The sequence below is a fragment of the Amycolatopsis sp. NPDC003676 genome (assembly GCF_053587275.1).
Map to the genome: position 1 here is coordinate 1 of NZ_JBSFNS010000093.1, position 21,335 is coordinate 21,335.

A 21,335-nucleotide genomic window follows, 5' to 3' on the forward strand; every position below is an offset into this window, starting at 1 on the left:
AAGTACCGGAGGGATGGGTGAGGCACGTGGAGCTCGTCGGCGTGGTCGGCTGCGGCCAGATGGGGGCGGGGATCGCCGAGGTGTGCGCCCGGGCCGGGCTGGACGTCGTGGCGGTCGAATCGAGCCGGGCGGCCGCCGAAGCGGGCCGGGCGCGGCTCGAGGCTTCGCTGGCCAGGGCCGAGCGCAAGGGGAAGATCGCGTCCGCGGCCGACGTGCTGGAGCGGATCCGGATCACCGAGGACCTCGACGACCTGGCCGACCGCACGCTCGTCGTCGAGGCGATCGTGGAGAACGAGGCGGTCAAGGCGGAGCTGTTCGGGAAACTGGACAAGATCGTCGCCGCGCCGGATGCGGTGCTGGCCTCCAACACGTCCTCGATCCCGATCATGAAGCTCGGCACCGCGACCCAGCGGCCGGCGCAGGTGCTCGGCATCCACTTCTTCAACCCCGTCCCGGTGTTGCCGCTGGTCGAGCTGGTGCCGAGCCTGCTCACCGGCGACGAGACCACCGACCGCGCGCGGAAGTTCGCCGAGGAGACGCTGGGCAAGCACGCGATCCTGTGCCAGGACCGCGCCGGGTTCGTGGTGAACGCGCTGCTGATCCCGTTCATCCTCGCCGCCGTGCGCATGCTGGAGTCGGGCTTCGCGACGAAGGAAGCGATCGACGAGGGCCTCGTGCGCGGCGCCGCGCACCCGCAGGGCCCGCTCGCGCTGGCCGACCTGATCGGCCTGGACACCACGAAGGCGGTCGCGGAATCGCTGTACGAGGAGTTCAAGGAGCCGCTGTACGCGCCGCCGCCGCTGCTGGCCCGGATGGTCGACGCGGGCCTGCTGGGCCGCAAGACCGGCCGCGGCTTCTACACCTACTGAGTTCCGGCGAGGAGATCCCGATGAGCTTCGACCTGTTCAAAATCAACGAAGACCACGAAGCGATCCGCGAGGCCGTCCGCGCGGTCGCCGAAGAGCAGATCGCCCCGCACGCTGCGGAGGCCGACGAGCGCGAGGAATTCCCCAAGGCGTCCTACGACGCACTGGTCGCGTCGGACTTCCACGCCCCGCACGTGCCGGAGCAGTACGGCGGCGCCGGTGCCGACGCGCTGGCCACCTGCATCGTGATCGAGGAGGTCGCGCGAGTGTGCGCGTCGTCCTCGCTCATTCCCGCGGTGAACAAACTCGGCAGCCTGCCGCTGATCCTGGCCGCCAATGAGGACGTCAAGGCGAAGTATCTGCCGCCGCTGGCCTCGGGCGAGGCCGGATTCTCGTATGGACTGTCCGAACGCGACGCAGGTTCCGACACTGCCTCGATGCGTTGCCGCGCCACCCCTTCCGGCGACGACTGGATCCTCAATGGACAGAAGTCGTGGATCACCAACGCCGGCGTGTCGGAGTACTACACGGTTCTGGCGGTAACCGACCCGGACGGCCGCCGCGGCGCCAACGTGAGCGCGTTCGTGGTGGAAAAGTCCGACGCTGGCTTTTCTTTCGGTGCCAAGGAAAAGAAACTGGGTGTCAAGGGCTCGCCGACGCGTGAGCTGCTGTTCGACCAGGTGCGCATCCCCGGCGACCGAATGGTCGGCGAGCCGGGCCAGGGCCTGAAGATCGCCCTGCGGACGCTTGACCACACCCGCGTGACGATCGCCGCGCAGGCCGTCGGGATCGCGCAGGGCGCGCTGGACCACGCGCTGGCGTACGTCAAGGAGCGCAAGCAGTTCGGCAAGCACATCGCGGATTTCCAGGGCATCCAGTTCATGCTGGCGGACATGGCGATGGCAGTGGAGACGGCGCGCCAGATGGTGTACACCGCGGCCGCGAAGTCCGAACGCGGTGACGCTGACCTGTCGTTCTTCGGCGCGGCGGCGAAGTGTCACGCGTCGGATGTGGCGATGAGCGTGACTACGGATGCGGTCCAGTTGCTTGGTGGTTATGGGTACACGCGGGACTTCCCGCTGGAGCGCATGATGCGGGACGCGAAGATCACGCAGATCTACGAGGGCACGAACCAGATCCAGCGGCTGGTGATGGCTCGGCAGCTCCTGAAGGGCTGAGGTTTCCGGTTTGGGGAAGCGGCACCGTCGAGATCGGCGGTGCCGTTTTCGCGTCTGGCGGATCAGGACCCAGCCTTGTGCTGCCGATCATGCCGCCGCTGCGCCTTCACCACATCAACCGTCCGCGCACCAACCCAATCCAACAGTCCCTGCAGCGGCGTCGCCAACTCCTGCCCAAGCTCGGTGAGCGAGTACGTCACCTTGGGCGGCGTAGCGGGCTCAACCGCGCGGTGGATCAATCCATCCCGGGTGAGGATGCGCAGGTTCTGCGAGAGCATCTTCTCGCTGATCCCGCCGATCGTGTCGCGCAGTTCGTAGAAGCGCGCCGGCCGGTCGCGCAGCGAGAGCAGGATCAGCGTTCCCCAGCGGCTGCACACGTGGTTGAGCACGTCCCGGCCGGGGCAGTCGCTGTTGAATGCGTCACCCGGGTCCGCGGCGGCCCGGCGTCCTGCCTCGATGCCTACTCCCATGCCGGGAGCTTACCTCGCGGTTCGTACTTACGAAAAGATAGCCCAAAACCTACGGTGAGCCTCACTGCCCTACGAGGAGGTACTCCCGTGTCCAAGACTCTGGTGATCGGCGCTACCGGCAACGTCGGCCGTCAGGTGGTTGTTCAGCTGGCTGAGCGCGGCCTTCCGGTGCGCGCGTTGGCTCGGCGGCCGGAACAAGCCAATCTGCCCAGCGGCATCGAGGTCGTTCCCGGTGATCTGTCTGATGTGGACAGTCTGCGTGCCGCATTGCGGGGAGTGGACTCGGTATTCTTGATGTGGCCGTTGATTTCCGGCGGTCCGGCTCAAGAGATCGCGGACACGATCGCCGGAAGTGCGCGGCGGTTGGTGCTGTTGTCGTCGGCCGCGGCGCGCAATGACTCGGACGACGCGATCAGCCAGGTTCATCGCGCGGTGGAGAAGGCGATCGAGCGCACGAGTCTGGAGTGGACGTTCCTTCAACCCCACGGCTTCGCGACCAACACGCTCGGCTGGGCGTCGCAGATTCGCGAGAACGGTGTCGTTCGCGGGGCGTACGGCTCGGTGTACTCGACGCTCATCCACGAGGCCGACATGGCGGCGGTCGCGGTGACCGCGCTGACTTCCGGCGGGCATGTCGGCGCGAAGTACGACCTCACCGGTGCTGCGGCGCTCACACAGGTCGAGCAGGTCCGGGTGATCGGGGAGGTGATCGGCCGCGAGACCCGCTGGGAGGAGGTGCCCCGGGAGGTCGCGCGCGAACTCCTGCTCGAGCGGATTCCGGCGAAGTACGCGGACGCCATGCTCGACGCGTTCGCTCGCTTGGCCGGTCGCGAACCTGACCGGCCGACGACGACGGTGGAGGACGTCACCGGGGTTCCGGCGCGGACTTTCGCCCAGTGGGTGGCCGATCACGCGGCCGAGTTCGCGGCCGAAGCGGAGCGGTGAGGCATCCGAGGGCATCGTGCCGCCGAGGGCGATCCGCGGCCGCGCGATCGACGAGGCCGGTCCGGGGTCCGCAAGCCCGGTCGCACCCCGCTGCGGCGCGGATTCAGCAATTGCTAATATTCGCAATTGCTGAACCCTTCCAGCCCGCCCCCGGGCGGGTCCGGACCGAAGGAGGCGCCCGTGAGCAAGCCGCTCTACCAGCTCAAAGCCGAGTTCTTCAAGACGCTCGGCCATCCGGCCCGGATCCGGGTGCTGGAGCTGCTGTCCCAGCGCGAGCACGCCGTCGCGGAGATGCTGCCCGAGGTCGGGATCGAACCGGCGAACCTGTCGCAGCAGCTGGCGGTCCTGCGCCGGATGGGGCTGGTCACCACGCGCAAGGAGGGGTCGAGCGTCTACTACTCGCTGATCAGCCCGCAGGTCGCGGAGCTGATGGCGGTGGCGCGCGAAATTCTCACCGGCGTGCTGTCCGGGCAGGTCGAACTGCTCGACGACCTGCGTACCGCGCAGGCCGGCAGCGCGCGGCCCGCGGAGCGCTGAGGTGCGCGGGACCTGGCGCGCCGGAGGTGCGCGGTGCTGAGACTGTGGCGCGCGATCCGCCGGACCGGGCGGGCCGCCGAACCCGCGCCGCCTCGGCCGGAGCCGTTGCCGCGGGCGCGTGAGCTGGGCGGTTCGGTCCAGTTGCGGCACGTGGACGCGGGATCGTGCAACGGCTGCGAGATCGAGATCGGTGCGGCGTTCGGCGCGGTCTACGACGCGGAACGGTACGGCGCGCGGCTGGTCGCGTCGCCGCGGCACGCGGACGGGCTGCTGGTCACCGGACCGGTCACGCGCAACATGACGGAGCCGTTGAAGCGCACGTACGAGGCCGTGCCGCGGCCGCGGACGGTCGTGGCGATCGGGGACTGCGCGCGGAACTGCGGCGTGTTCGCCGGTGCTTACGGCGTGACCGGCCCGGTGCGCGACGTCGTTCCGGTCGACCTCGAAGTGCCTGGTTGCCCGCCTCGGCCCGAGGCGATCGTCGAGGCGGTGCGAAAGCTGACGGGCCGGTGAACCTCGCGGCGGCAGGGCTCGGGACGGCGGTGGCGAGCGGGACGGCGGCAGCGCTGGTGAGCCTCGTGACGCCCGCCAAGGCACGGACGCTCGTGTCCGGAATCGGCACGATGCTCGCGGGTGCGGCCGGGGTCGTGGCGGGCGCGGCGGCGCTCGCCGGGCAGACCGCGCACGCCAGTTTGCCTTGGCTGCTGCCGTTGTCCGGGTTTTCCCTCGATCTGGACCGGATGGGCGGGCTGTTCACGGCTGTCACCGGCGGAGTGGCGATCGCGGCGGGGCTGTACGGCATCGGTTACGCGCGAAACGGGCTGCGCGCCCGCACAGTGCAGGCCGTGCAGCCGCTGTTCGTGGTGGCGATGCTGCTCGTGCCCGCGGCGGCGTCGGTCGGCACCTTCCTGGTGTGCTGGGAGCTGATGGCGGTCACGTCGCTGGTGCTGCTGCTGGCCGAGCACCGGTTGCGGCCCGCGGTCGCGTCGGCGGGCCGGTGGTACGCGGTCATGACGCACCTCGGGTTCGTGACTGTCCTCATCGGACTGCTCTGGTTCGCCGCGCTCGCGGGCGGCGACAGTTTCGCGGCGTTGCGCGCCGCTTCTCCGCCGCCGGCCGCGGCGAGTGCGATCTTCCTGCTCGTACTGGCCGGGTTCGGCTCGAAGGCCGGGATCGTGCCGCTGCACGCCTGGCTGCCGCGCGCGCATCCGGAGGCGCCGAGCCACGTGTCCGCGCTGATGTCGGCGGCGATGGTAAACCTCGGCGCGTACGGCGTGCTCCGCGTCGGGTTCGACCTCCTCGGCGGCGGCCCGCGCTGGTGGTGGGTCGTCGTGCTCGCGCTGGGCGCCGGCTCGGCGGGGTACGGGATCCTCCAGGCGGTGATGGCGTCGGATCTCAAGCGGCTGCTGGGATATTCGACCACGGAGAACCTCGGGCTGGTCTTCGCCGGGATCGGGGCGGCCGGGCTGCTCGCGTCCTCCGGCGCCCGCGTCGCGGCGGGGCTGGCGCTGGCCGCGGCGTTGCTGCACACCGTGGGGCACGCCGCGTTCAAGACGCTGTTGTTCCTCGCCGCCGGATCGGTCGTCCACGCGACCGGCACCGGCGACCTCGACGCGCTCGGCGGCCTGCGCACCCGGATGCCCTGGACCACTGGCCTGTTCGGGCTCGGCGCGCTGGCCGCCTCGGCGTTGCCGCCCGGCACGGCTTTCGTGTCCGAATGGTTGCTGCTGCAGGCTTTGGTGCACGGTCTCCCGGCGGCAGGAGTGGTCACCGCGGTCGCGATGCCGCTCACGATGGCCGCTGTCGCGCTCACCGCGGGCCTTGCGGTGGCGACGTTCGTCAAGGCGTTCGGCATCGGCTTCCTCGCGAAACCGCGCGGCGCCGCCGCGGAACGAGCGCACGAAAGCCCGGCGTCGATGCTCGTCGGCATGGGCCTCGCGGCGGTCGCGTGTGTGGTGCCCGCGCTGTTCCCGACGCTGGTGTTGCCCGCGGTCGGCGCGGCGGCGGGCTTCGGCGATCCGGCCGCGCGCGACCTGCTCACCGTGCGGCTGAACGGTGTCGCGGGCACGGTTTCGCCGCTGCTGATCACCGGCGGCCTGCTCGGCGGCGCGCTGCTCGTGGTCGCGGCGGTGCGGATGCTCGCGTCGAACCGGGCGCGCCGGGAAGCACGGCTCTGGGACTGCGGCGGCGGTCCTGCGACGGCCAGGGCGGAGTACACCGCGACGTCGTTCGCTGAACCGCTGCAACGGGTTTTCGACAATGTGGTGCGCCCGGAGACCGATGTGGACGTCGGCCATTACGACGAAGCGCGCTACCTCGTGCGCCAGGTCGCTTACCGCCGAGAGGTGCCGGACCGGATCGAGCGAGTGCTGTACCGGCCGGTCCTCGCCGCGATAGCGACGTGGGGCCGCGCCGGGCGGCGGCTGGCCACCGGCAGCGTGCACCGATACCTCGGCTACGGCTTCTCCGCGGTGGTTTTCGCGCTGATCCTGCTGGCGGTGACGCGATGACCGGGTTCGCCGCCGCCGGAGCGGTCGTGCAGACAGTGCTCGTGGTCGCCGGGGCGCCGGTGCTGACCGGCCTGATGCGGCAGGTCCGGGCCCGGCTGGAGGGACGCGCGGGCCCCGGAGTTCTCCAGCCGTGGCGTGACCTCCGGAAACTGTTGCGGCGCAAGGAATCGCTGACGCCGCGGGGCACTGGACAGGTCTTCCGGACCGTGCCGGTCCTGCTGATGGCGACGACGCTGCTCGTCGCGTTCGCGGCCCCGTTCGTCACCACGGCGTCGGCGCTGCCGCCGGTGGCCGACCTCTTCGCGGTGGTCGCGCTGCTGGCGCTCGGCACGGTCGCGCTCGCGCTCGCCGCCCTCGACACCGGCACCGCGTTCGGCGGGATGGGCGCGAGCCGGGAGATCACCGTCATCGCGCTGGTCGAGCCGACGCTGCTGGTCGCGATCCTGGCGCTGTCCGCGCGGGCGGGCAGCACCGATCTCGCCGCGATCGTCTCGTCCACAGTGGACGATCCGGCGCGGGTCGGATCGCCGGTGAGCCTGCTGGCCGCGGTCGCGCTGGCGATCGTGGCGGTCGCGGAGACCGGGCGGCTGCCGGTCGACAACCCGGCGACGCACCTCGAGCTGACGATGGTGCACGAGGCGATGGTGCTGGAGTACGCCGGGCCGGACCTCGCGCTGGTCGAACTCGCGTCCTCGATGCGGCTGACGGTGTTCCTCGGCCTGCTGGCCAACCTGTTCGTGCCGTGGGGGATCGCGACGTCGGCGTCGCTGCCCGCGCTGCTCGTCGGTGCCGCGGCGTTCGCGGCGAAGGCCGGCCTGCTGGGCGCGGTGCTCGCGGCGGCCGAGGTGTTCTTCGCGAAGCTGCGGCTGTTCCGGGTTCCGGAGCTGCTGGCGGGCTCGTTCCTGCTCGCGCTGCTGGCGGTGGCGGCGTCCTTCGTCTTACCGGGAGGGGTGTCGTGACCGAACTGCTCTACCTGGTCTGCGGGGTGTTCCTGCTGACCGCGGTGCTGGTGCTGTGGCGGCGCGAGCTTTCGGTGCTGGTGCGGGTGCTCGCGGTGCAGGGCTGCGCGCTGGCGGGCATGGCCGCGGTGCTCGCGGGCTCGGTCGAGGCCGGACTGACCGCGGCGGGGCTGCTGATCCTGCGCGCCGGTGTCCTCCCGTGGCTGGTGCGGCGAATGACCGCGCGGCAGGGCCTGGACCGGCGCGAGACGCGTCCGGTCGTGAACGTGACGGCTTCCTTGCTGTCGGCCGCCTTGCTGGCACTCGTCGCATACGCCGTGTCGCGTCCGCTCGTGGAACTCGATCCTTCTCCGGCCTCGGCGGCCGCGCCGGTCGGCCTGACCGTGGTCCTGATCGGGTTCTTCGTGCTGGTGACCCGGCGGCGGGCGGTGTCCCAGCTCGTCGGATTCCTCGTGCTGGACAACGGGATCACCGCGACCGGACTGCTGCTCGGCGCGGATCCGGGGCTGCTCGTGGAAATCGGGGTGTCGCTGGACGTGCTGCTGGCGGTCCTCGTGCTGCAGATCCTGTCCGGCCGGATGCGGCAGCTCTTCGGCGGCACGGACCTCGGCGAGCTGCGGGAGTTGCGGGACTGATGGCGATCCTGGTCTTGGCGGCGCCCGCGGTGACGGCGCTGGGATTCCTGGTGCCCGCGTGGCGGCGCGGAATGCTGTGGGCCGGCGCGGCGAGCGCGCTCGTGAGCCTCGCGGCGGCGATCGCGCTGGCCACGACAGTGGTGCGGACCGGTCCGGTCACCGCGTTGGGCGGGCTGCTTCGGGCCGACGCGTTGTCGGCGTTCCTGCTGGTGGTGATCAGCGCGGTCGCGGTTCCGGCGACGCTGGCGACGCCGGGGCATTTCGCGGCCGAACGGGCGGCGGGCCGCGCGACCGCGCGCACGGCGGCCAGGCACGGCCTGCTGGTCCACCTGTTCCTCGCCGCGATGACGCTCGCCGTCCTCGCCGCCAACCTCGGCCTGCTGTGGGTGTCGATCGAAGCGACGACGGTCGTGACCGCGTTCCTCGTCGGCCAGAGCCGCACCCGGACCGCGGTCGAGGCGGCGTGGAAGTACGTCGTGATCTGCTCGGCCGGGCTCGCGCTGGCGCTGCTGGGCACGCTGCTGCTCGGATACGCGTCCGGACACGCCGGGGGCGGCCTCGACCTGGCCGGCCTCGCTGCCGGAGCGGGCGGCCTCGACAGCGGCGTCACCCGGATCGCGGTCACCCTGCTGGTGCTCGGATTCGGGGCGAAGGCGGGGCTGGCTCCATTGCACGCCTGGCTCCCGGACGCCCATTCGCAGGCGCCCGCGCCGGTTTCGGCGTTGATGTCCGGGGTGCTGCTCGCCGTCGCGTTCTACGCCGTGCTCCGGGTGAAGGTGATCGCCGACGCCGCGCTCGGCGCCGGGTTCGCCCGCGGCCTGCTGACCGTGATGGCGCTCGCGTCGCTCCTCGTGGCCGCGACTTTGCTGCTCGCGCAACGCGATTACAAGCGGATGCTGGCCTATTCCAGCATCGAGCACCTCGGGCTGGTGTCGTTCGGCGCGGCGGTCGGCGGTCCGGTCGCGACGGCGGCGGTGCTGGTGCACGTGCTCGGCCACGGCCTGGTCAAGGCGGTGCTGTTCCTGGGCGCGGGCCGGGTCGCGCAGGGGACCGGCACGAGCCGGATCGACCGGGTGCGCGGGCTGGCCGCGCGCGGGCCGGTGCTCGCCGGCTGTCTCGGCGCCGGGGTGCTGGCGCTGGCCGGGATGCCGCCGTTCAGCCTGTTCGCGAGCGAACTGGGGCTCGCCCGCGCCGGTTTCGCCGGCGGTCTCGGCTGGACGACGGCGATCGTGCTGGTCCTGGTGCTGGTGGTCGCGGCGGCGCTGGCCGGGCACACGACGCGGATGCTGCTGGGCGAACCGCCCGGCGGGCCCGGTGCGGCGCGTGCTCCGGTGGCGGTGCCGCGGGCGACGCGGGTCGCGCTGGCGGTCCCGCTTGTCGCCGCGGCGGTGCTCGGGTTCTGGACCGGTCCGCTGGCGTCGTTGCTGCACGCGGCGGCGCTGGCCGGGGGAGGGGGCTCGTGAACGTACGGGAAGCGACTCCCGCGGAGCTGCCCGCGGCGGCGGAATCCTTGCTGGCGGAGGGTTTCCGCGTCGCACTCGTGTCCGGGCACGACGACGGCGACCGGCTGCGCGCGGTGTATCTGTTCCTGGCCGAGGGCGACCGCCGGGCCGAAGTGCACGTGCGGCTCCCGGCAGCCGACCCGAGGCTGCCGAGCCTGGCCCGGTTGTCGTTCCCGGCGGGCCGGTTCGAGCGCGAGATGCGGGACCTGTTCGGCATCGTGCCCGACGACCACCCGCTGCCGCGCCGGCTGGTCCGGCATTTCCACTGGCCGCGCGGCTGGTACCCGATGCGGGCCGGGGCCGGTGCGCCGCCGGAGTTCGGCGAGGTCGCCGGGCCGTATCCGTTCCGCGCGGTGGAAGGGGCCGGGGTGTCGGAGATCCCGGTCGGGCCGGTGCACGCCGGGATGATCGAACCGGGCCACTTCCGGTTTTCCGTTTCGGGCGAGACGATCCTGAACCTCAAGGCCCGGCTGTGGTTCGTCCACAAGGGACTGGAAGCGCTGTTCGCCGGCCGGACGCCCGACGCCGGGATCGAGCTGGCCGAACGGATCAGCGGCGACACCGCGGTCGGGCACGCATTGGCCTATTGCCTCGCCGTGGAAGACGCGCAGGGCCGGGCGGTGTCCGCGGACGCGGCGCGGGTCAGAGCGGTTCTGCTGGAGCTGGAACGGATCCACAACCACGTGGCCGATCTCGGTGCGCTGTGCAACGACGTCGGGCACTCGGTGCTGAACTCGCACGCGCAGACGGTGCGGGAGAAGCTGTTGCGGCACAACGAAGAAGTCACCGGACACCGGCTCCTGCGCGGCGGCGTCCGGCTTGGCGGGGCGCGGCTCGCCCGGCTGCCGGACACGGCGAAAGTGCGGGCACTGGCCGCCGAAGCCGGGGAGATCGCCGCGCTGGCGGTAGAGCATTCCGTGGTCCGCGACCGATTCGCGGGCACGGCGGTGCTTTCGCCGCGGCAGGCGGCGGACCTCGGGACGCTCGGGTACGTCGCGCGGGCCAGCGGCCTCCGGCGAGACGCGCGATACGAGCATCCGTTCCTCGACCTCGGCGAACCGGTGCGGCATTCGCGGACCGACGGCGACGTCCTGTCCCGGTTCCTGGTGCGGGCAGAGGAAATCAGCCATTCGGCGGCGCTCGTGGAGCGGCTGGCCGGGTCGCTGGGCAGCCGGTCGGAGACACCGGATCCCGCCGGTTCGGAGTCCGGGGCCGGGGTGGCCGAGGGCTGGCGCGGCACGATCGTGCACCGCGTCGAACTCTCCGGCGGAGTGCTGCGCCGCGTCAAAGCCGTCGACCCGAGCTTCTTCAACTGGCCCGCGCTGCCGGTGGCCCTCGTGGACACGATCGTCCCGGATTTCCCGCTCGCCAACAAGAGCTTCAACCTCTCGTACGCGGGCAACGACCTGTGAAGCCATCGACCGGAGGCAGTATGCCGAGTGAATTCGTGCGGGAACTGAAGCGGGGCATCGCGGCGGCGCGCCAGGCGCTGGAGACTGCGGGAGAGGACGAGGCCGACAGCCACCGCGCGCGGCTGGCGGAGCTGCGGGAAATCGCACGGCACAACGGAGTCGACCTCGACGGCCCGGACGCGGGCGAGACCGGCCGGTGAACGGGCTGCGGGCCGGGCTGGCGGTGGTCGGGGACAGCGCTCCGGACGAGCCGGAGCCGTCGCTGGCGCTGCTGCGCGCCGACGCGGAGGCGATCCGGGAGCACACCGGAGTGCCCGCGTCGGCGTTCGCGGTGCGGTCGCGGAACGCGGGCGAGTTGTCGGCCGCGCTGCGGTCGTTGCCGAGCGACGTCGAAGCGGTGTACCTGACCGGGACGGATCCGGCGAAAGCCCGTGCGGCGCAACGGGACATCGCCGCGGGCGGCGGAGTTCCGGTGATCACCGAGGAGGAAACCTCGAGCATCGCGCTGGCCGCCGCGGTGCTGATCCGGTCGCGCCGGCTGCACGTCGCGCCGTTCGCCGCGAAGGTGGTGGTGGCGGGCTCCGACACGATGCCGTTGCTGGTGCCGCTGCTGGTCGCGTCCGGGGTGGGGGAGGTCGTGGCCTGGCGGCGTGCCGACGCGGCCGCGTATCCGCTGGCCGAGGTCGCGCGAAACGCGACTGTGGTGGTCGACGCGGAGGGAGGCCTCGGCGGGTCGCTGCCGGTGGCGCCGGATCGAAGCGCGGGACTGCTGCCGCTGGCCGGACTGTTCGCCGCGGCGCGGCGGGGGCTGACCGCGCGGCCGGTGAACGATCCGCTGTACCAGCTGGACGTGCACCGGGCGTGCGCGCACGCGTTGACGACGCTGACGCCGGTGGATCGGCTGCTGCCGGAACTGTCGGATCCGGATTTGGCGGCGCGGGTGTCCGACGCGATCGAGGAGGCGTTGCGGCCTCCTCGGAAGCGTTAGGTCAGCGGTCGTAATACGTAGTCGGCCCCTCCGGCCACTGCCGAGTAGGCGGAGGAGGAGGCGGCGGCTGCTGCTCCGCCCGGCTGCTCCGCTTCCTCCGGTGCAACGTCCGCGCACTCGCCGCCATGCTGCTCACCAACGAAGCGATCACCAGCCCGATCACCAGGTTGATCGCCGCCGTGGCGATCTTCGCCTCCATGCCCACCGTCAGGGTGAGCGGCAGGACCACCGCGATGGCCGTGACCAGCACCATGATCCAGCCGAAGAACTGGCCCGGCGCAGGGGTCGCCACGCTCAGCAGGTGCATCAAGCCTGTCGCCAGCAGCGCGACAGCGGCGGCGGAGATCGCGTACGTCGGCGTGCTCGCCTTGCCCCACAGACCGTCGCCCTTAGGAGCGAGGACGGGCACGTCGAAGATGCCTCGCGCGATCAGCAGGCCCACCACCGCCACGAGCGCCGCGACTACCGCGGTGGCCACACCGCCTGCCCACAGCCTCGCCGCGTCGATGCCTGGCCGGGTGTCCTCCCCGTAATTGCCGGGGTACTGCTGAACCATCGGGCAGTCCTTCCCTCGCACAAGCGGTCGCTGTCGATTGTCGCCCTACTGAGGCTGTTCCGCCGGATCGGCGGATTTCGCCAGCGAACGCAACCGGAATGACAGGACCACGAGGGTTACCCCGTAAATCACCGCGTAAATCCCGATCAGCAGGGCGACGCCGAACGCGCCCGCGATCGGGTGGAACAGCACGAGCACCCCGGCGATCACCGAAAGCGCGCCCGCCACGATCAGAAACGCTTCGCCGGTGATCTGCTTGCGCAGCCGGATCGCGGCGACGATTTCCATGATCCCGGTGACCACCGCCCACGCCCCGACGAGCGTCGCCAGCACCAGCACGGTCACCCCGGGCCACACCAGCGTCATGATCCCGGCGACCAGGCCCAGCACACCGAGCAGCGCGTACGCGATCCGGTGCGCGCCGTCGCCCGGCCGGAACGCCTGCATGATCGCGCCGACCGCGTCGATCAGCACGTAGATCCCGAACAGGAAAGCCAGCGCCAGCACGGTGATCCCCGGCCACACCAGCGCCAGCACGCCGAACAGGACGCCCAGGATCCCGCGGGTGAGCACGAGCGGCCACGCGCGCCGCGGGTCGAGCACCGCGAAGCCGAGGACGGGCGGAATGGGCGTGGACATGGATTGCCTCCCGGGGTGTCGTGCTGACCTGGCGAAACGGTAGCCGGAGCTGGGCGGCGTCGCCGGGACCTCACCCGATCGAGGGCGTTACCAGTCCACGGTCAATCCGGCCAGCCGCCACGTTCCCGGGTCGGGTACCCGCTTCGCGTCGAGGACACGCAGCCCGGCGAACCGGTCGAGCAACGCGGTCAGCGCCACCTCCGCCTGCACCCGCGCGAACGACGCGCCGAGGCAGAAATGCGGCCCGTGCGCGAAACCGAGGTGCGCGCCTGCCGAGCGGCGCACGTCGAAGCGGTCCGGATCGGCGAAGACGCGCGGGTCCCGGTTCGCCGCCGCGATCGACGCGGTCACCGGCTCGCCCTCGCGGATCCGCACGCCGCACAAGTCCAGATCTTCGGTGGCCCGCCGGGGAATCGTCAGCAGCTGCGAACCGCACCAGCGCATCAATTCCTCGACCGCGCCCGGCCACAGTTCCGGTTCCGTGCGCAGCAGTTCGAGCTGATCCGGGTGCGCCAGCAGGGTTTCCACGGAATTGGCGATGAAATTGGCCGGCGTCTGCCCGGCCAAGACGAGCTGCCAGACGAGCGCGACGGCTTCCGTTTCCGTCAGTCCCGCATTCGTCAGATGCGCCAGCATCGCGCTGTCCGGATGCGCGACCAACGTCCGCGAACTGTCGATGATGCCGGGCACGGCGGTGGCGAATTCGTCGCCGGACACCTGGACGACCGCCGCGCCGTATTCGTGCCAGCGCGGCCGCTGCGCCTCCGGCACGCCGACGAGCGCGCAGATGACCTCCATCGGCAGCGGCTGGGCGAACTCGGTCAGCAGGTCGACCGGGCCTTCCGCGGGCAGCGCGTCCAGATATCGGGCGACGATTTTCTCGATCTCCGGACGGAAATCCAGCGCGCGACGGGCGGCGAACGCGGGCGTGGCCAGCCTGCGCAGCCGGGCGTGCTCGGCTCCTTCCATTTCCTGCATGGTGCGCAGGTAAGGACGGCAGTGCTCAGGCACGTCCGGACGCTGGTAGCTGGCCTCGCTCAAGGCGAACCGCTGGTCGGTGAGCATCGCGCGGGCTTCGGCGTGCCGCGTCAGGACCCACATCGGCGGGATGCCGGGGCCGGTCAGCTTGGCGAGCGGGCCCTGCTCGCGGGCGGCGCCGTAGGTCGTGAACGGGTCGCTCGTGACGGCCGGGTCGGTCAGGTCGAGTTCGGGAACGGGGGACACCGGGAACCTCCAGATGGGCAATTCAGATGATCTCATCATATGAATGGTGGCGGTATCTTGGCAAGGAAGCGGACCGGGAGGACTCACGATGGCGCGGCTGACCAGGGCGCAGACGCAGGAGCGCAACCGGGCGAAGGTGCTGGCCGCCGCCCGCGACGAGTTCACCGAACGCGGGTTCCGCGACGCCAAGATCGACGTGATCGCCGAGCGCGCCGAGCTGACCCGCGGCGCGGTCTACTCCAACTTCCCCGGCAAACGCGCGCTCTATTTCGCCGTGCTCGCGGCCGAAGCGGAGCGGTTCGCCGCCGAGGCGCCCGAGCCGGATCCTGGCCTCACGCCCGCTGAAGCACTCGGCGCGTTCGCCCGTGCGTGGGTCGCGCGGCTGCCGCTCGCCACCGACCCGGACGCGCGCCTCGGCGTCGATCTGCTGCCGGAAATCCTCGCCGACGAACTCACCCACCGGCCGTACGCGCAGTTGCTGCGCTTCGACGCGATCGTCCTCGGCATGGTGCTGGAACGGCTTTCGCCGTCGTCGGGCAGGTTGGTGCGGGTGGCGGAAGCGGCGCTGACGATGCTGCACGGCGCGAGTCAGCTCGCCGCCGCGGCACCAGGTTTCGGCGAGCCGTTCAACGTTGTCCGTGCGTGCGAAGCGTTGCCTGCGCTGGAGCTGAACGACACCTGGCCGGAGCCGCCGATCGTGCCGCAATCGAGGGCGGCCGGGGAAATCTGGTCTCCGCCGGAGGTTTTTGACGCCTTGCGAGAGCGTCCGGCGCGGATCGACGGCGACGGAGTGGTCGCGGTGATCGGGCTGCACCGGCTGTCCGCGGTGGAGGAAGCCCTGCGCGCGGCGGGCGAGGTCACGCTCGTGGTGGTGACCGGTCAGCCGGGGGAGCTGGTGCCGTTGACCAATCTGGTGCTGGCGGATCTGCGCGGACTGCTGAAGCGCTCGTGTCCGGAATCGGCGTGGCCGAACGTGCGCGTGATCGTGGACGAAGCCGGTGCGGTGGCTGCCGCGGCAGGGGTTTCGGCGGTGAGCGACGCGACCGAGACCGCGATTCGGGTCCACAATGGACATATTCTGCTGCGCGCCGAGGGTTTTGGTGCTTGTCACGCCGCTGCTACCAGCTCCGTGCCCGCCGGCTCCGAAAGTTGACCGACGTTTTCACCGTGCCCGGAGAACGAAACGGGAAAGGAAAACCGGAACGACCATCAGTGCGATGGCCGTCCAGGGCAGTGCGTCGGGCGCTGTGCCGAGCAATACGCCGCCGATCAGTGCGCCGCCCGCGACGGCACCGTTCCAGCTGGCGATGGTCAGCGACTGCGCGATGTCGGCGCGGCGTCCGGCCAGGACCGCGGTGACCGCTTGGAACGACGTCGGCGCACCGCCGAAAGCCAAGCCCCACAACGCACACGCGGCGAGCAGCAGCACCGGTTCGCGGCCGCCGAAGACCAGTATTCCGAAACAGCAGGCGATGCTGGCGGCGCAGCACATGAGTACGGCGCGGGGATGGCGGTCGAGAGCGAGGCCGACCAGCCACAGCCCGGCCACTGTGGCGGCGCCGAACAGCAACAGTCCGGCGCTCAACAGTACGAGATGTCCGCGACCGGCGTAGAATGGTCCGAGATAGGTGTAGAACATGTTGTGCGCCAAGGAAAACGCGATCACCAGCAGCAATAGCGGGCGCAGCCCCGGCGTGCGCAGCACCGCGCGGAGACTCGTCCGGGCACCCGGTTCCTCGCCGGACAGCGGCGGAACCACCACCACGATCCACCACAGCAGCGGCACTGCGACGAGGGCCATTCCAGCGAACACCCAGCGCCAGCCGACGAGTTCGCCGAGGGCGGCGCCGGCCGGGACGCCGAGCGCGAAACCGACCGGCGTGCCCGCCATCGCGACGGCGAGCGCGCGGCCGGCGCGCTCCGCGGGCACGAGGCGCATGGCGTAGTTCGCCACGAGGGACCACAGGATCCCGGTGAGCGCCCCGGAGGCCACCCGCGCCGCGAGCACCAGCGCGAACCACGGGGACAGCGCGATCACCAGGTTGGTCGCGACGAACCCGGCGACCAGCAGGAGCAGGAGTGTGCGGCGGGGCATCCGGGCCGACGCCGCGGTCAGCGGCAGCGCGGTGAGTGCGGTGGTGATCGCGTACACCGTCACCAGCTGTCCCGCGGCGGCGGGGGACACGCCGAGGTCGGCCGCGGCGGGGAGCAGGATCCCGGCCGGGACGATTTCGGTCAGGCAGCCGAGGAACACCGAGGCGGCGAGAGCCAGCAGGGCGGGGAGGGGGAGCGCGGTGCGGCCGGGCGGTGCCGTGACGTCCATGGCGGGGTCCTTGGGATCGTGGCGGCCCGGCCGCGTGGGTTGGGTGGTGAGCGGTATCGGGTTGGCAGTGGGTTTGGTGGCCTGGCTGCGTGGGTTGGGTGGTGGGCGGTATCGGGTTGGCAGTGGTTTTGGCGGTCTGGCCGGGCGGGTTGGGTGGTGAGCGGTAACGGATTGGGCAGTGGTTTTGGCGGCTCGGCCGCGTGGGTTGGGTGGTGGGTGGTACCGGGTTGGCAGCGGGTTTAGCGGCACGCGGCGGTCATGCTGTCGCGGAGTGCGGCCGGACCGTACGTGCTTGGCGTCGTGATGCCCGGCCCGGCCGCGCGCGTTGTGCCGCAACGGGTTGTGCGATCCGTCGCTGACGGCACCGGTCCTGCCGTTGCGGAGTGTGCGGTGCGGCCGGGCCGTGCCGTCCGGCGCGGGGTGGCCCGGCCGCGACCGGTTATGCGGTGTGCAGCAGCAGGTTGTGCGATCCCTCGCCGGGATCGACGACCTTGTCCTTCGTAGCCGCGTCCGTCATGCCTTTGACCACCTGGTCCGGCGTGGCGTCCGGGTGCGCGGAGAGGAACATCGCGGCCACCCCGGCGGCTTCCGCCGAAGCGATCGACGTCCCGGAAACCACAGTGGACGCGCAGTCGTCGGCACTGTCCGCCGTCGGAATGTCCTTGCCTGGCGCGTAAAGGTCCACGCAGCTCCCGAAATTCGACGACGGCACCCGGTGGTCGGCCTGATCGGTGGCGCCCACGGTGATCCCGGTGGTCTGCCGGGCAGGCGTGATGTCGCAGGCGTTCACCCCGGCGCCGCCGGAACCGTTGCCCGCGGCGACGGTGTAGGCGAGGCCGTTCTGGGTCATCTTGTAGAGCTGGATGTCGAGAACTGTGCCGCTGGGGCCGGCGAAGCTGAGGTTCAGCAAGGCCGGGCGTTGCGCGTTGAGGTTCACCCAGTCCAAAGCGGACAGAATCTCCTCGGACGTGCCCGTGCCGTCGCAACCGAGCGTGCGCACTGACTCGACCGAAGCTTCTTTCGCGACGCCAAAGTGGCGGCCCGCGATGGCGGCCGCGACTTGGGTGCCGTGGCCGTTGCAGTCCGAGCCGCTCTGGTCGTTGTCGGGATCGACCGCGTCGTACGCGGCGTGTGCGCGGCCGTCGAAGTCGTGGTGGCTGGTGCGCACCCCGGTGTCGAGCACGTAAACGTGCACATTGGCCGCGGTGTTCGGGTAGGTGTAGCTGCCGTCGAGCGGGAGGTCCGCCTGGTCGATCCGGTCCTGTCCCCACGAAGGCGGGTCGTCTTGCGTCCCGGCCGCGGTGTAGACCTGGTTGGCCCCGACCGTGGTGACCGCGGCGTCGGTCAGGTACTTGTCGTGCTGTTCCTTGGTCAGCGAAAGGGAAAACGCCTGCGAGACCGAGTAGTAGACCCGGCGCAGCGTGCCGCCGTACTTGGCGATCAGCGCGTTCGCGGCGGCGGTGACCTTGTCCTTGTCTTTGTCCATCGGCTTGAGCCGCACGATGTACACCGCGGTGTCGTCCGGCGAAGCGAAGGCCGTCGCGGGCAGCACGCTGGCGGCGACCGCGAGCAGGGCCGCCAGCACGACGGCTTTCGGGGTGCGTTTCATGGTTATCCCTTCAGGAGACCGCCGCCGGGACCTCGGGGAGCCTCGGCGGCGGCCGTCGAGGTCAGAGACCGTTCAGCCAGGTGCGCAGGTCGTCGGGGCCGCTGCCCTCGTCGAAGCCGACCACCCGGCTGCCCTTCTCCTGGCCGCTGGCGACGTCGATCAGCGTCGGGATGTACTCGATGCCGTACTTGTCGGCGATGTCCTTGTTCTGGCCCTGCTCGCTCAGGTCCACCTTCGCCCAGATCCACTTGCCGTTGTCGGCGGCGTGGTATTTCTCCAGGTAGGGAGCCATCTTCTGACAGGGACCGCACCAGCTGGCGTAGAAGTCCAGCACCACCGGCTTGGTCTTGGACATCTCCATCACCTGGTCGTAGTTGGCCGAGGTCACGTCGATGACGGTCTCGTCCTGCGGGGCCAGCGAAACGTAGGACGCCGGGGCGGCGCTCGCCGGCGTCGCCGCTGCGCCGCCGAGGACTCCCGCCGCGATCGCCGTGACGGCCGCGAACATCCGGATTCTGGTTCCCATGTTCTTCTCCTCTATTCGGGGTGGTTGACCGGCACCGGCGCCGGGCGCGCCGGGGCTTCGGGGGCGGGGCCGGTTTCGGTGGGATGGCCGGCTTCGACCCAGTCTTCGATTCCTTCGCGGTACTTCCGGACGTCGGCGTACCCGAGTTCGAGCAGCCGGGCGCCGACGAATTCGCTGTTGCGGCAAGGGGTATTAGCGCAGTAGACGACGATCGCCGCGGTCTTGTCCGGGACCACCCTCGGCGCGTGCTCGTCGGTGAACCGCGCGGCCTGCTCGTAGGGAAAGCCCGGGATGTTGCGGGCGCCGGGAAGGTGTTCGCGGGCGTAGTAGTCCGGCGGCATGGTGTCGACGACGATCACCGTGCCCTCGTCCATCGCGGTTTTCAGCTCTTCGCGGCCGATCAGCGGCAGCATGCCGGTTCCTCCCGGGTTCCGGCGGCGGGCCAGCAGGCCCGCCGCGAGGTGACAGACGAACGCCACGACCACCGAGTTGATCGTGGGAATCCCGAAGTCGAAGGCGAGCGCGAAAGCGGTCCCGAGGGTCCAGCTGACGAGCGCGGCCGGTTCCCAGTCGCGACCGGCGACCGCCTGTCCGCGGCGCAGCGCGGCGAAAACGGGACGGCACCGGCGAAGCACGAAGTACTCCGCGATGAGCACCCCGGCGACCGGTGGGGCGAGCACGCCGACCGCGGTCAGGAACCCGGCGAAGTGGTCGGCGATCCCCAGCGCGGACGCCGCGGTGCCGAAGACCCCGAGCACCAGAACCACGTGCACCCGGCTGACTTTCCGGTCGAACAGCACGTCCACGACGTTGACCAGGCCGAGCGAGGAGGAGTACAGGTTCCAGTCGTTGATCTTGAGGATCGCGGTGGCCAGCACGAGCGTGCCGAGCAGACCTGAGGAGGTGGTGACGATGCCGACGACGTCCGAGGTCGCGGCGGCGTGCGCGAGCAGCACGCCGATCAGCCCGATCAGGTACTCGCCGAGCGTCACGCTGAGCACGGTCTGCTTGACCACGTCGCCGCGGGTGCGGTTGAACCGCGTCATGTCCGGGGTCATCAGCGCGCCGAGGATGAACGCCCCGGACACCAGCGTGGTCGCCGCGCCGAGCGACAGCGGCGGTCCCGGCGGGGGAGCGGAAATCAAGTCCGCCAGCGAGTGCGTGTGCAGCGCGTCCAGCACCGAATACCCGGCCAGCACAAGGAAAGCGGGCACGGTCAGGTAGGCGGTCCAGGCCATCAGGCGGAAGCCGTAGACGGTGATCACGGTGATCGCCGCTCCGCCGACCAGCGCCCAGCCCCATTCCGGCAGCGCGCCGCCGAGTGCGCGCATCCCGTGCGCGAACACGCCGTTCTGCACGCCGAACCAGCCCGCGAGGCTGACCGCGACCAAGAGGCCGACCAGCGCGGAGCCCTTCCGCCCGAACCCGGCCCAGCGCGCCAGCACCGACGTGGACAGTCCTTCGCGCACTCCGGCGATGCCGAGCAGCACGGTGATGACCTCCAGCAGCACCGAACCGATCGTGATGGCCAGCACCGCGTGCCAGAACGTCATGCCGTAGCCGAGCAGCGCGCCGACGATGAACTGCTGGAACGAGGAGACCTGCCCGAACCGCTGCACCGCGACCGACGGCCAGGACCGGCGGGCGGCGTCCGGGACGCGGGTCAGCGAATAGTCGTCGTGCCGGTCGCTCATCGTCCGGTCGCTTCCAGCGCGGCTTCGGCGACGACCAGGAAACCCTGGCCCGGCTCGGGCCGGAACGCGAATTCCCGGTCGAAGAACTTCTCGAGAAACGGCACCCGCTGGTGGTAGACGAACATCGACCGCGGATTTCCGGTGATCAGCCCGGAACCGGCGAACAACGGGAGTTCGGCGAGGAAGTAGCGCACCGCGAGCCGCAGCGCGCGCTCGTCCGGCACGTTTCCGGTCCGGCCCTGCAGCACCCAGGTGGAAGCGCCGTAGCAGGCGGAACGGAATGCGGCGTCGGTTTCGAAGCGGTTTTCCGCCGACGCCAGCAGTCGCCGATAGGTCGGCAGTTCGCGCAGCCGGGCCATGCCGAAGATCCGGCTCTCCGGGTCGGGCACGTCCAGCGCGCGCAGCGCGGCGGCGATCTTGTTGTGCACGTGGCAGGACTGGCGGTGCGCTTTCTGTTTCGCCCTGGCCGGCGGGTATCCGAGCGCTTCGAGCGTGTACGCGGTGACCTCGTCCGGGACGAAAAAGCAGTACTCGGCGAAGCGTTCCGCCGTCCACGCGGCGAGCCGGGTCAGCCGGTCGGCGGTGAAATAGCCGTTGAACGGGCTCACCCCGACACAGGCGTGCCGGACGTCCGGATACAGGCGGGCGCAGCCGGAAGACAGCGGAGTCGCGTCGAACATGGGAAATCGCCACCTTTTCTCGTCTCGATTTCGCGTTTTCTCCCGGCGGGGCGGGACTGGTGCGCTCACTGTGCCGGGATCC

Annotated in this window: 22 protein-coding genes and 1 pseudogene; 13 read left to right on the forward strand and 10 right to left on the reverse strand. The window is 70.9% G+C overall.

Annotation, left to right across the window (positions count from 1 at the left end):
- The first annotated feature begins 17 nt into the window (after positions 1-17).
- Both ACWDNU_RS34970 and ACWDNU_RS34975 read left to right on the forward strand, forming a co-directional pair.
- A complete protein-coding gene (locus tag ACWDNU_RS34970) occupies positions 18-869 on the forward strand; it encodes a 3-hydroxybutyryl-CoA dehydrogenase (RefSeq protein WP_449672046.1) in 852 nt (283 codons plus the stop codon).
- 20 nt (positions 870-889) lie between these two features.
- Positions 890-2,044, forward strand: coding sequence for an acyl-CoA dehydrogenase family protein (locus ACWDNU_RS34975; protein ID WP_354744570.1), 1,155 nt, complete (start codon positions 890-892; stop codon positions 2,042-2,044).
- Between the two features lie 62 nt (positions 2,045-2,106).
- Here ACWDNU_RS34975 and ACWDNU_RS34980 read toward each other — a convergent pair whose 3' ends face one another.
- Entirely contained in the window at positions 2,107-2,514 is a 408-nt protein-coding gene (locus ACWDNU_RS34980; RefSeq protein WP_370938437.1) for a winged helix-turn-helix transcriptional regulator, read from the reverse strand.
- An 87-nt stretch (positions 2,515-2,601) separates the two neighbouring features.
- On the opposite strand from ACWDNU_RS34980, the gene ACWDNU_RS34985 reads away from it, so the two are divergent.
- The 10 genes from ACWDNU_RS34985 to ACWDNU_RS35030 all read left to right on the forward strand — a co-directional run bounded on the left by ACWDNU_RS34985 (position 2,602) and on the right by ACWDNU_RS35030 (position 12,002).
- Positions 2,602-3,459 (forward strand): NAD(P)H-binding protein, encoded by an 858-nt coding sequence (locus tag ACWDNU_RS34985; protein WP_449672024.1) that lies wholly within the window; start codon positions 2,602-2,604, stop codon positions 3,457-3,459.
- A gap of 180 nt (positions 3,460-3,639) precedes the next feature.
- A complete protein-coding gene (locus tag ACWDNU_RS34990; protein ID WP_370938435.1) occupies positions 3,640-3,996 on the forward strand; it encodes an ArsR/SmtB family transcription factor in 357 nt (118 codons plus the stop codon).
- 33 nt (positions 3,997-4,029) lie between these two features.
- The gene (locus ACWDNU_RS34995; protein ID WP_370938434.1) at positions 4,030-4,509 is read left to right on the forward strand and encodes an NADH-quinone oxidoreductase subunit B family protein; all 480 of its coding nucleotides are present in this window, start codon (positions 4,030-4,032) and stop codon (positions 4,507-4,509) included.
- On the forward strand, positions 4,506-6,506 hold the full coding sequence (locus ACWDNU_RS35000) for a proton-conducting transporter transmembrane domain-containing protein (RefSeq protein WP_449672025.1): 2,001 nt from the start codon (positions 4,506-4,508) through the stop codon (positions 6,504-6,506). Before ACWDNU_RS34995 ends, ACWDNU_RS35000 begins: the two co-directional genes overlap by 4 nt.
- Positions 6,503-7,465 (forward strand): respiratory chain complex I subunit 1 family protein, encoded by a 963-nt coding sequence (locus tag ACWDNU_RS35005; RefSeq protein ID WP_449672026.1) that lies wholly within the window; start codon positions 6,503-6,505, stop codon positions 7,463-7,465. Before ACWDNU_RS35000 ends, ACWDNU_RS35005 begins: the two co-directional genes overlap by 4 nt.
- Complete coding sequence (locus ACWDNU_RS35010; protein WP_449672027.1) at positions 7,462-8,100, forward strand: hypothetical protein; 639 nt, start codon at positions 7,462-7,464, stop codon at positions 8,098-8,100. The genes ACWDNU_RS35005 and ACWDNU_RS35010 overlap by 4 nt, the downstream gene beginning before the upstream one ends.
- Positions 8,100-9,563 (forward strand): proton-conducting transporter transmembrane domain-containing protein, encoded by a 1,464-nt coding sequence (locus tag ACWDNU_RS35015; RefSeq protein ID WP_449672028.1) that lies wholly within the window; start codon positions 8,100-8,102, stop codon positions 9,561-9,563. The genes ACWDNU_RS35010 and ACWDNU_RS35015 overlap by 1 nt, the downstream gene beginning before the upstream one ends.
- Positions 9,560-11,014, forward strand: a complete 1,455-nt coding sequence (locus ACWDNU_RS35020) for a hydrogenase large subunit (protein WP_449672029.1) — start codon at positions 9,560-9,562, stop codon at positions 11,012-11,014. Before ACWDNU_RS35015 ends, ACWDNU_RS35020 begins: the two co-directional genes overlap by 4 nt.
- A 20-nt stretch (positions 11,015-11,034) precedes the next feature.
- Entirely contained in the window at positions 11,035-11,214 is a 180-nt protein-coding gene (locus tag ACWDNU_RS35025) for a hypothetical protein (RefSeq protein WP_370938426.1), read from the forward strand.
- Positions 11,211-12,002, forward strand: a complete 792-nt coding sequence (locus ACWDNU_RS35030; RefSeq protein WP_449672030.1) for a hypothetical protein — start codon at positions 11,211-11,213, stop codon at positions 12,000-12,002. Before ACWDNU_RS35025 ends, ACWDNU_RS35030 begins: the two co-directional genes overlap by 4 nt.
- A gap of 1 nt (position 12,003) precedes the next feature.
- Here the strand turns inward: ACWDNU_RS35030 and ACWDNU_RS35035 are convergent, their stop codons facing one another.
- From ACWDNU_RS35035 to ACWDNU_RS35045, 3 genes are all read right to left on the reverse strand, one after another.
- Positions 12,004-12,558, reverse strand: coding sequence for a DUF6069 family protein (locus tag ACWDNU_RS35035; protein WP_449672031.1), 555 nt, complete (start codon positions 12,556-12,558; stop codon positions 12,004-12,006).
- A gap of 45 nt (positions 12,559-12,603) precedes the next feature.
- Positions 12,604-13,197 (reverse strand): HdeD family acid-resistance protein, encoded by a 594-nt coding sequence (locus tag ACWDNU_RS35040; RefSeq protein WP_370938422.1) that lies wholly within the window; start codon positions 13,195-13,197, stop codon positions 12,604-12,606.
- An 87-nt stretch (positions 13,198-13,284) separates the two neighbouring features.
- Complete coding sequence (locus ACWDNU_RS35045; protein WP_449672032.1) at positions 13,285-14,421, reverse strand: cytochrome P450; 1,137 nt, start codon at positions 14,419-14,421, stop codon at positions 13,285-13,287.
- Positions 14,422-14,509: 88 nt separating this feature from the next.
- Here ACWDNU_RS35045 and ACWDNU_RS35050 point away from each other — a divergent pair, with 88 nt between their 5' ends.
- Positions 14,510-15,574, forward strand: coding sequence for a TetR/AcrR family transcriptional regulator (locus ACWDNU_RS35050; RefSeq protein WP_449672033.1), 1,065 nt, complete (start codon positions 14,510-14,512; stop codon positions 15,572-15,574).
- Positions 15,575-15,583: 9 nt separating this feature from the next.
- On the opposite strand, the gene ACWDNU_RS35055 is transcribed toward ACWDNU_RS35050, so the two are convergent.
- The 6 genes and pseudogenes from ACWDNU_RS35055 to ACWDNU_RS35080 all read right to left on the reverse strand — a co-directional run bounded on the left by ACWDNU_RS35055 (position 15,584) and on the right by ACWDNU_RS35080 (position 21,253).
- Positions 15,584-16,744, reverse strand: coding sequence for an MFS transporter (locus ACWDNU_RS35055; protein ID WP_449672034.1), 1,161 nt, complete (start codon positions 16,742-16,744; stop codon positions 15,584-15,586).
- A 439-nt stretch (positions 16,745-17,183) separates the two neighbouring features.
- Positions 17,184-18,353 carry a S8 family peptidase gene (locus ACWDNU_RS35060; protein WP_449672035.1) on the reverse strand — a complete coding sequence of 390 codons (1,170 nt, stop codon included), beginning with the start codon at positions 18,351-18,353 and terminating at the stop codon, positions 17,184-17,186.
- Positions 18,354-18,414: 61 nt separating this feature from the next.
- Positions 18,415-18,879, reverse strand: a complete 465-nt coding sequence (locus tag ACWDNU_RS35065; RefSeq protein ID WP_370938417.1) for a thioredoxin family protein — start codon at positions 18,877-18,879, stop codon at positions 18,415-18,417.
- 11 nt (positions 18,880-18,890) lie between these two features.
- Positions 18,891-19,292: a rhodanese-like domain-containing protein gene (locus ACWDNU_RS35070; protein ID WP_244223542.1), complete on the reverse strand. Its 402-nt coding sequence runs from the start codon at positions 19,290-19,292 to the stop codon at positions 18,891-18,893.
- 147 nt (positions 19,293-19,439) lie between these two features.
- Positions 19,440-20,573, reverse strand: a pseudogene (locus tag ACWDNU_RS35075) (purine-cytosine permease family protein); the annotation flags it as partial.
- Entirely contained in the window at positions 20,570-21,253 is a 684-nt protein-coding gene (locus ACWDNU_RS35080) for a tRNA-dependent cyclodipeptide synthase (RefSeq protein ID WP_449672036.1), read from the reverse strand. The gene ACWDNU_RS35080 and the pseudogene ACWDNU_RS35075, both read right to left, overlap by 4 nt.
- Positions 21,254-21,335: the final 82 nt, after the last annotated feature.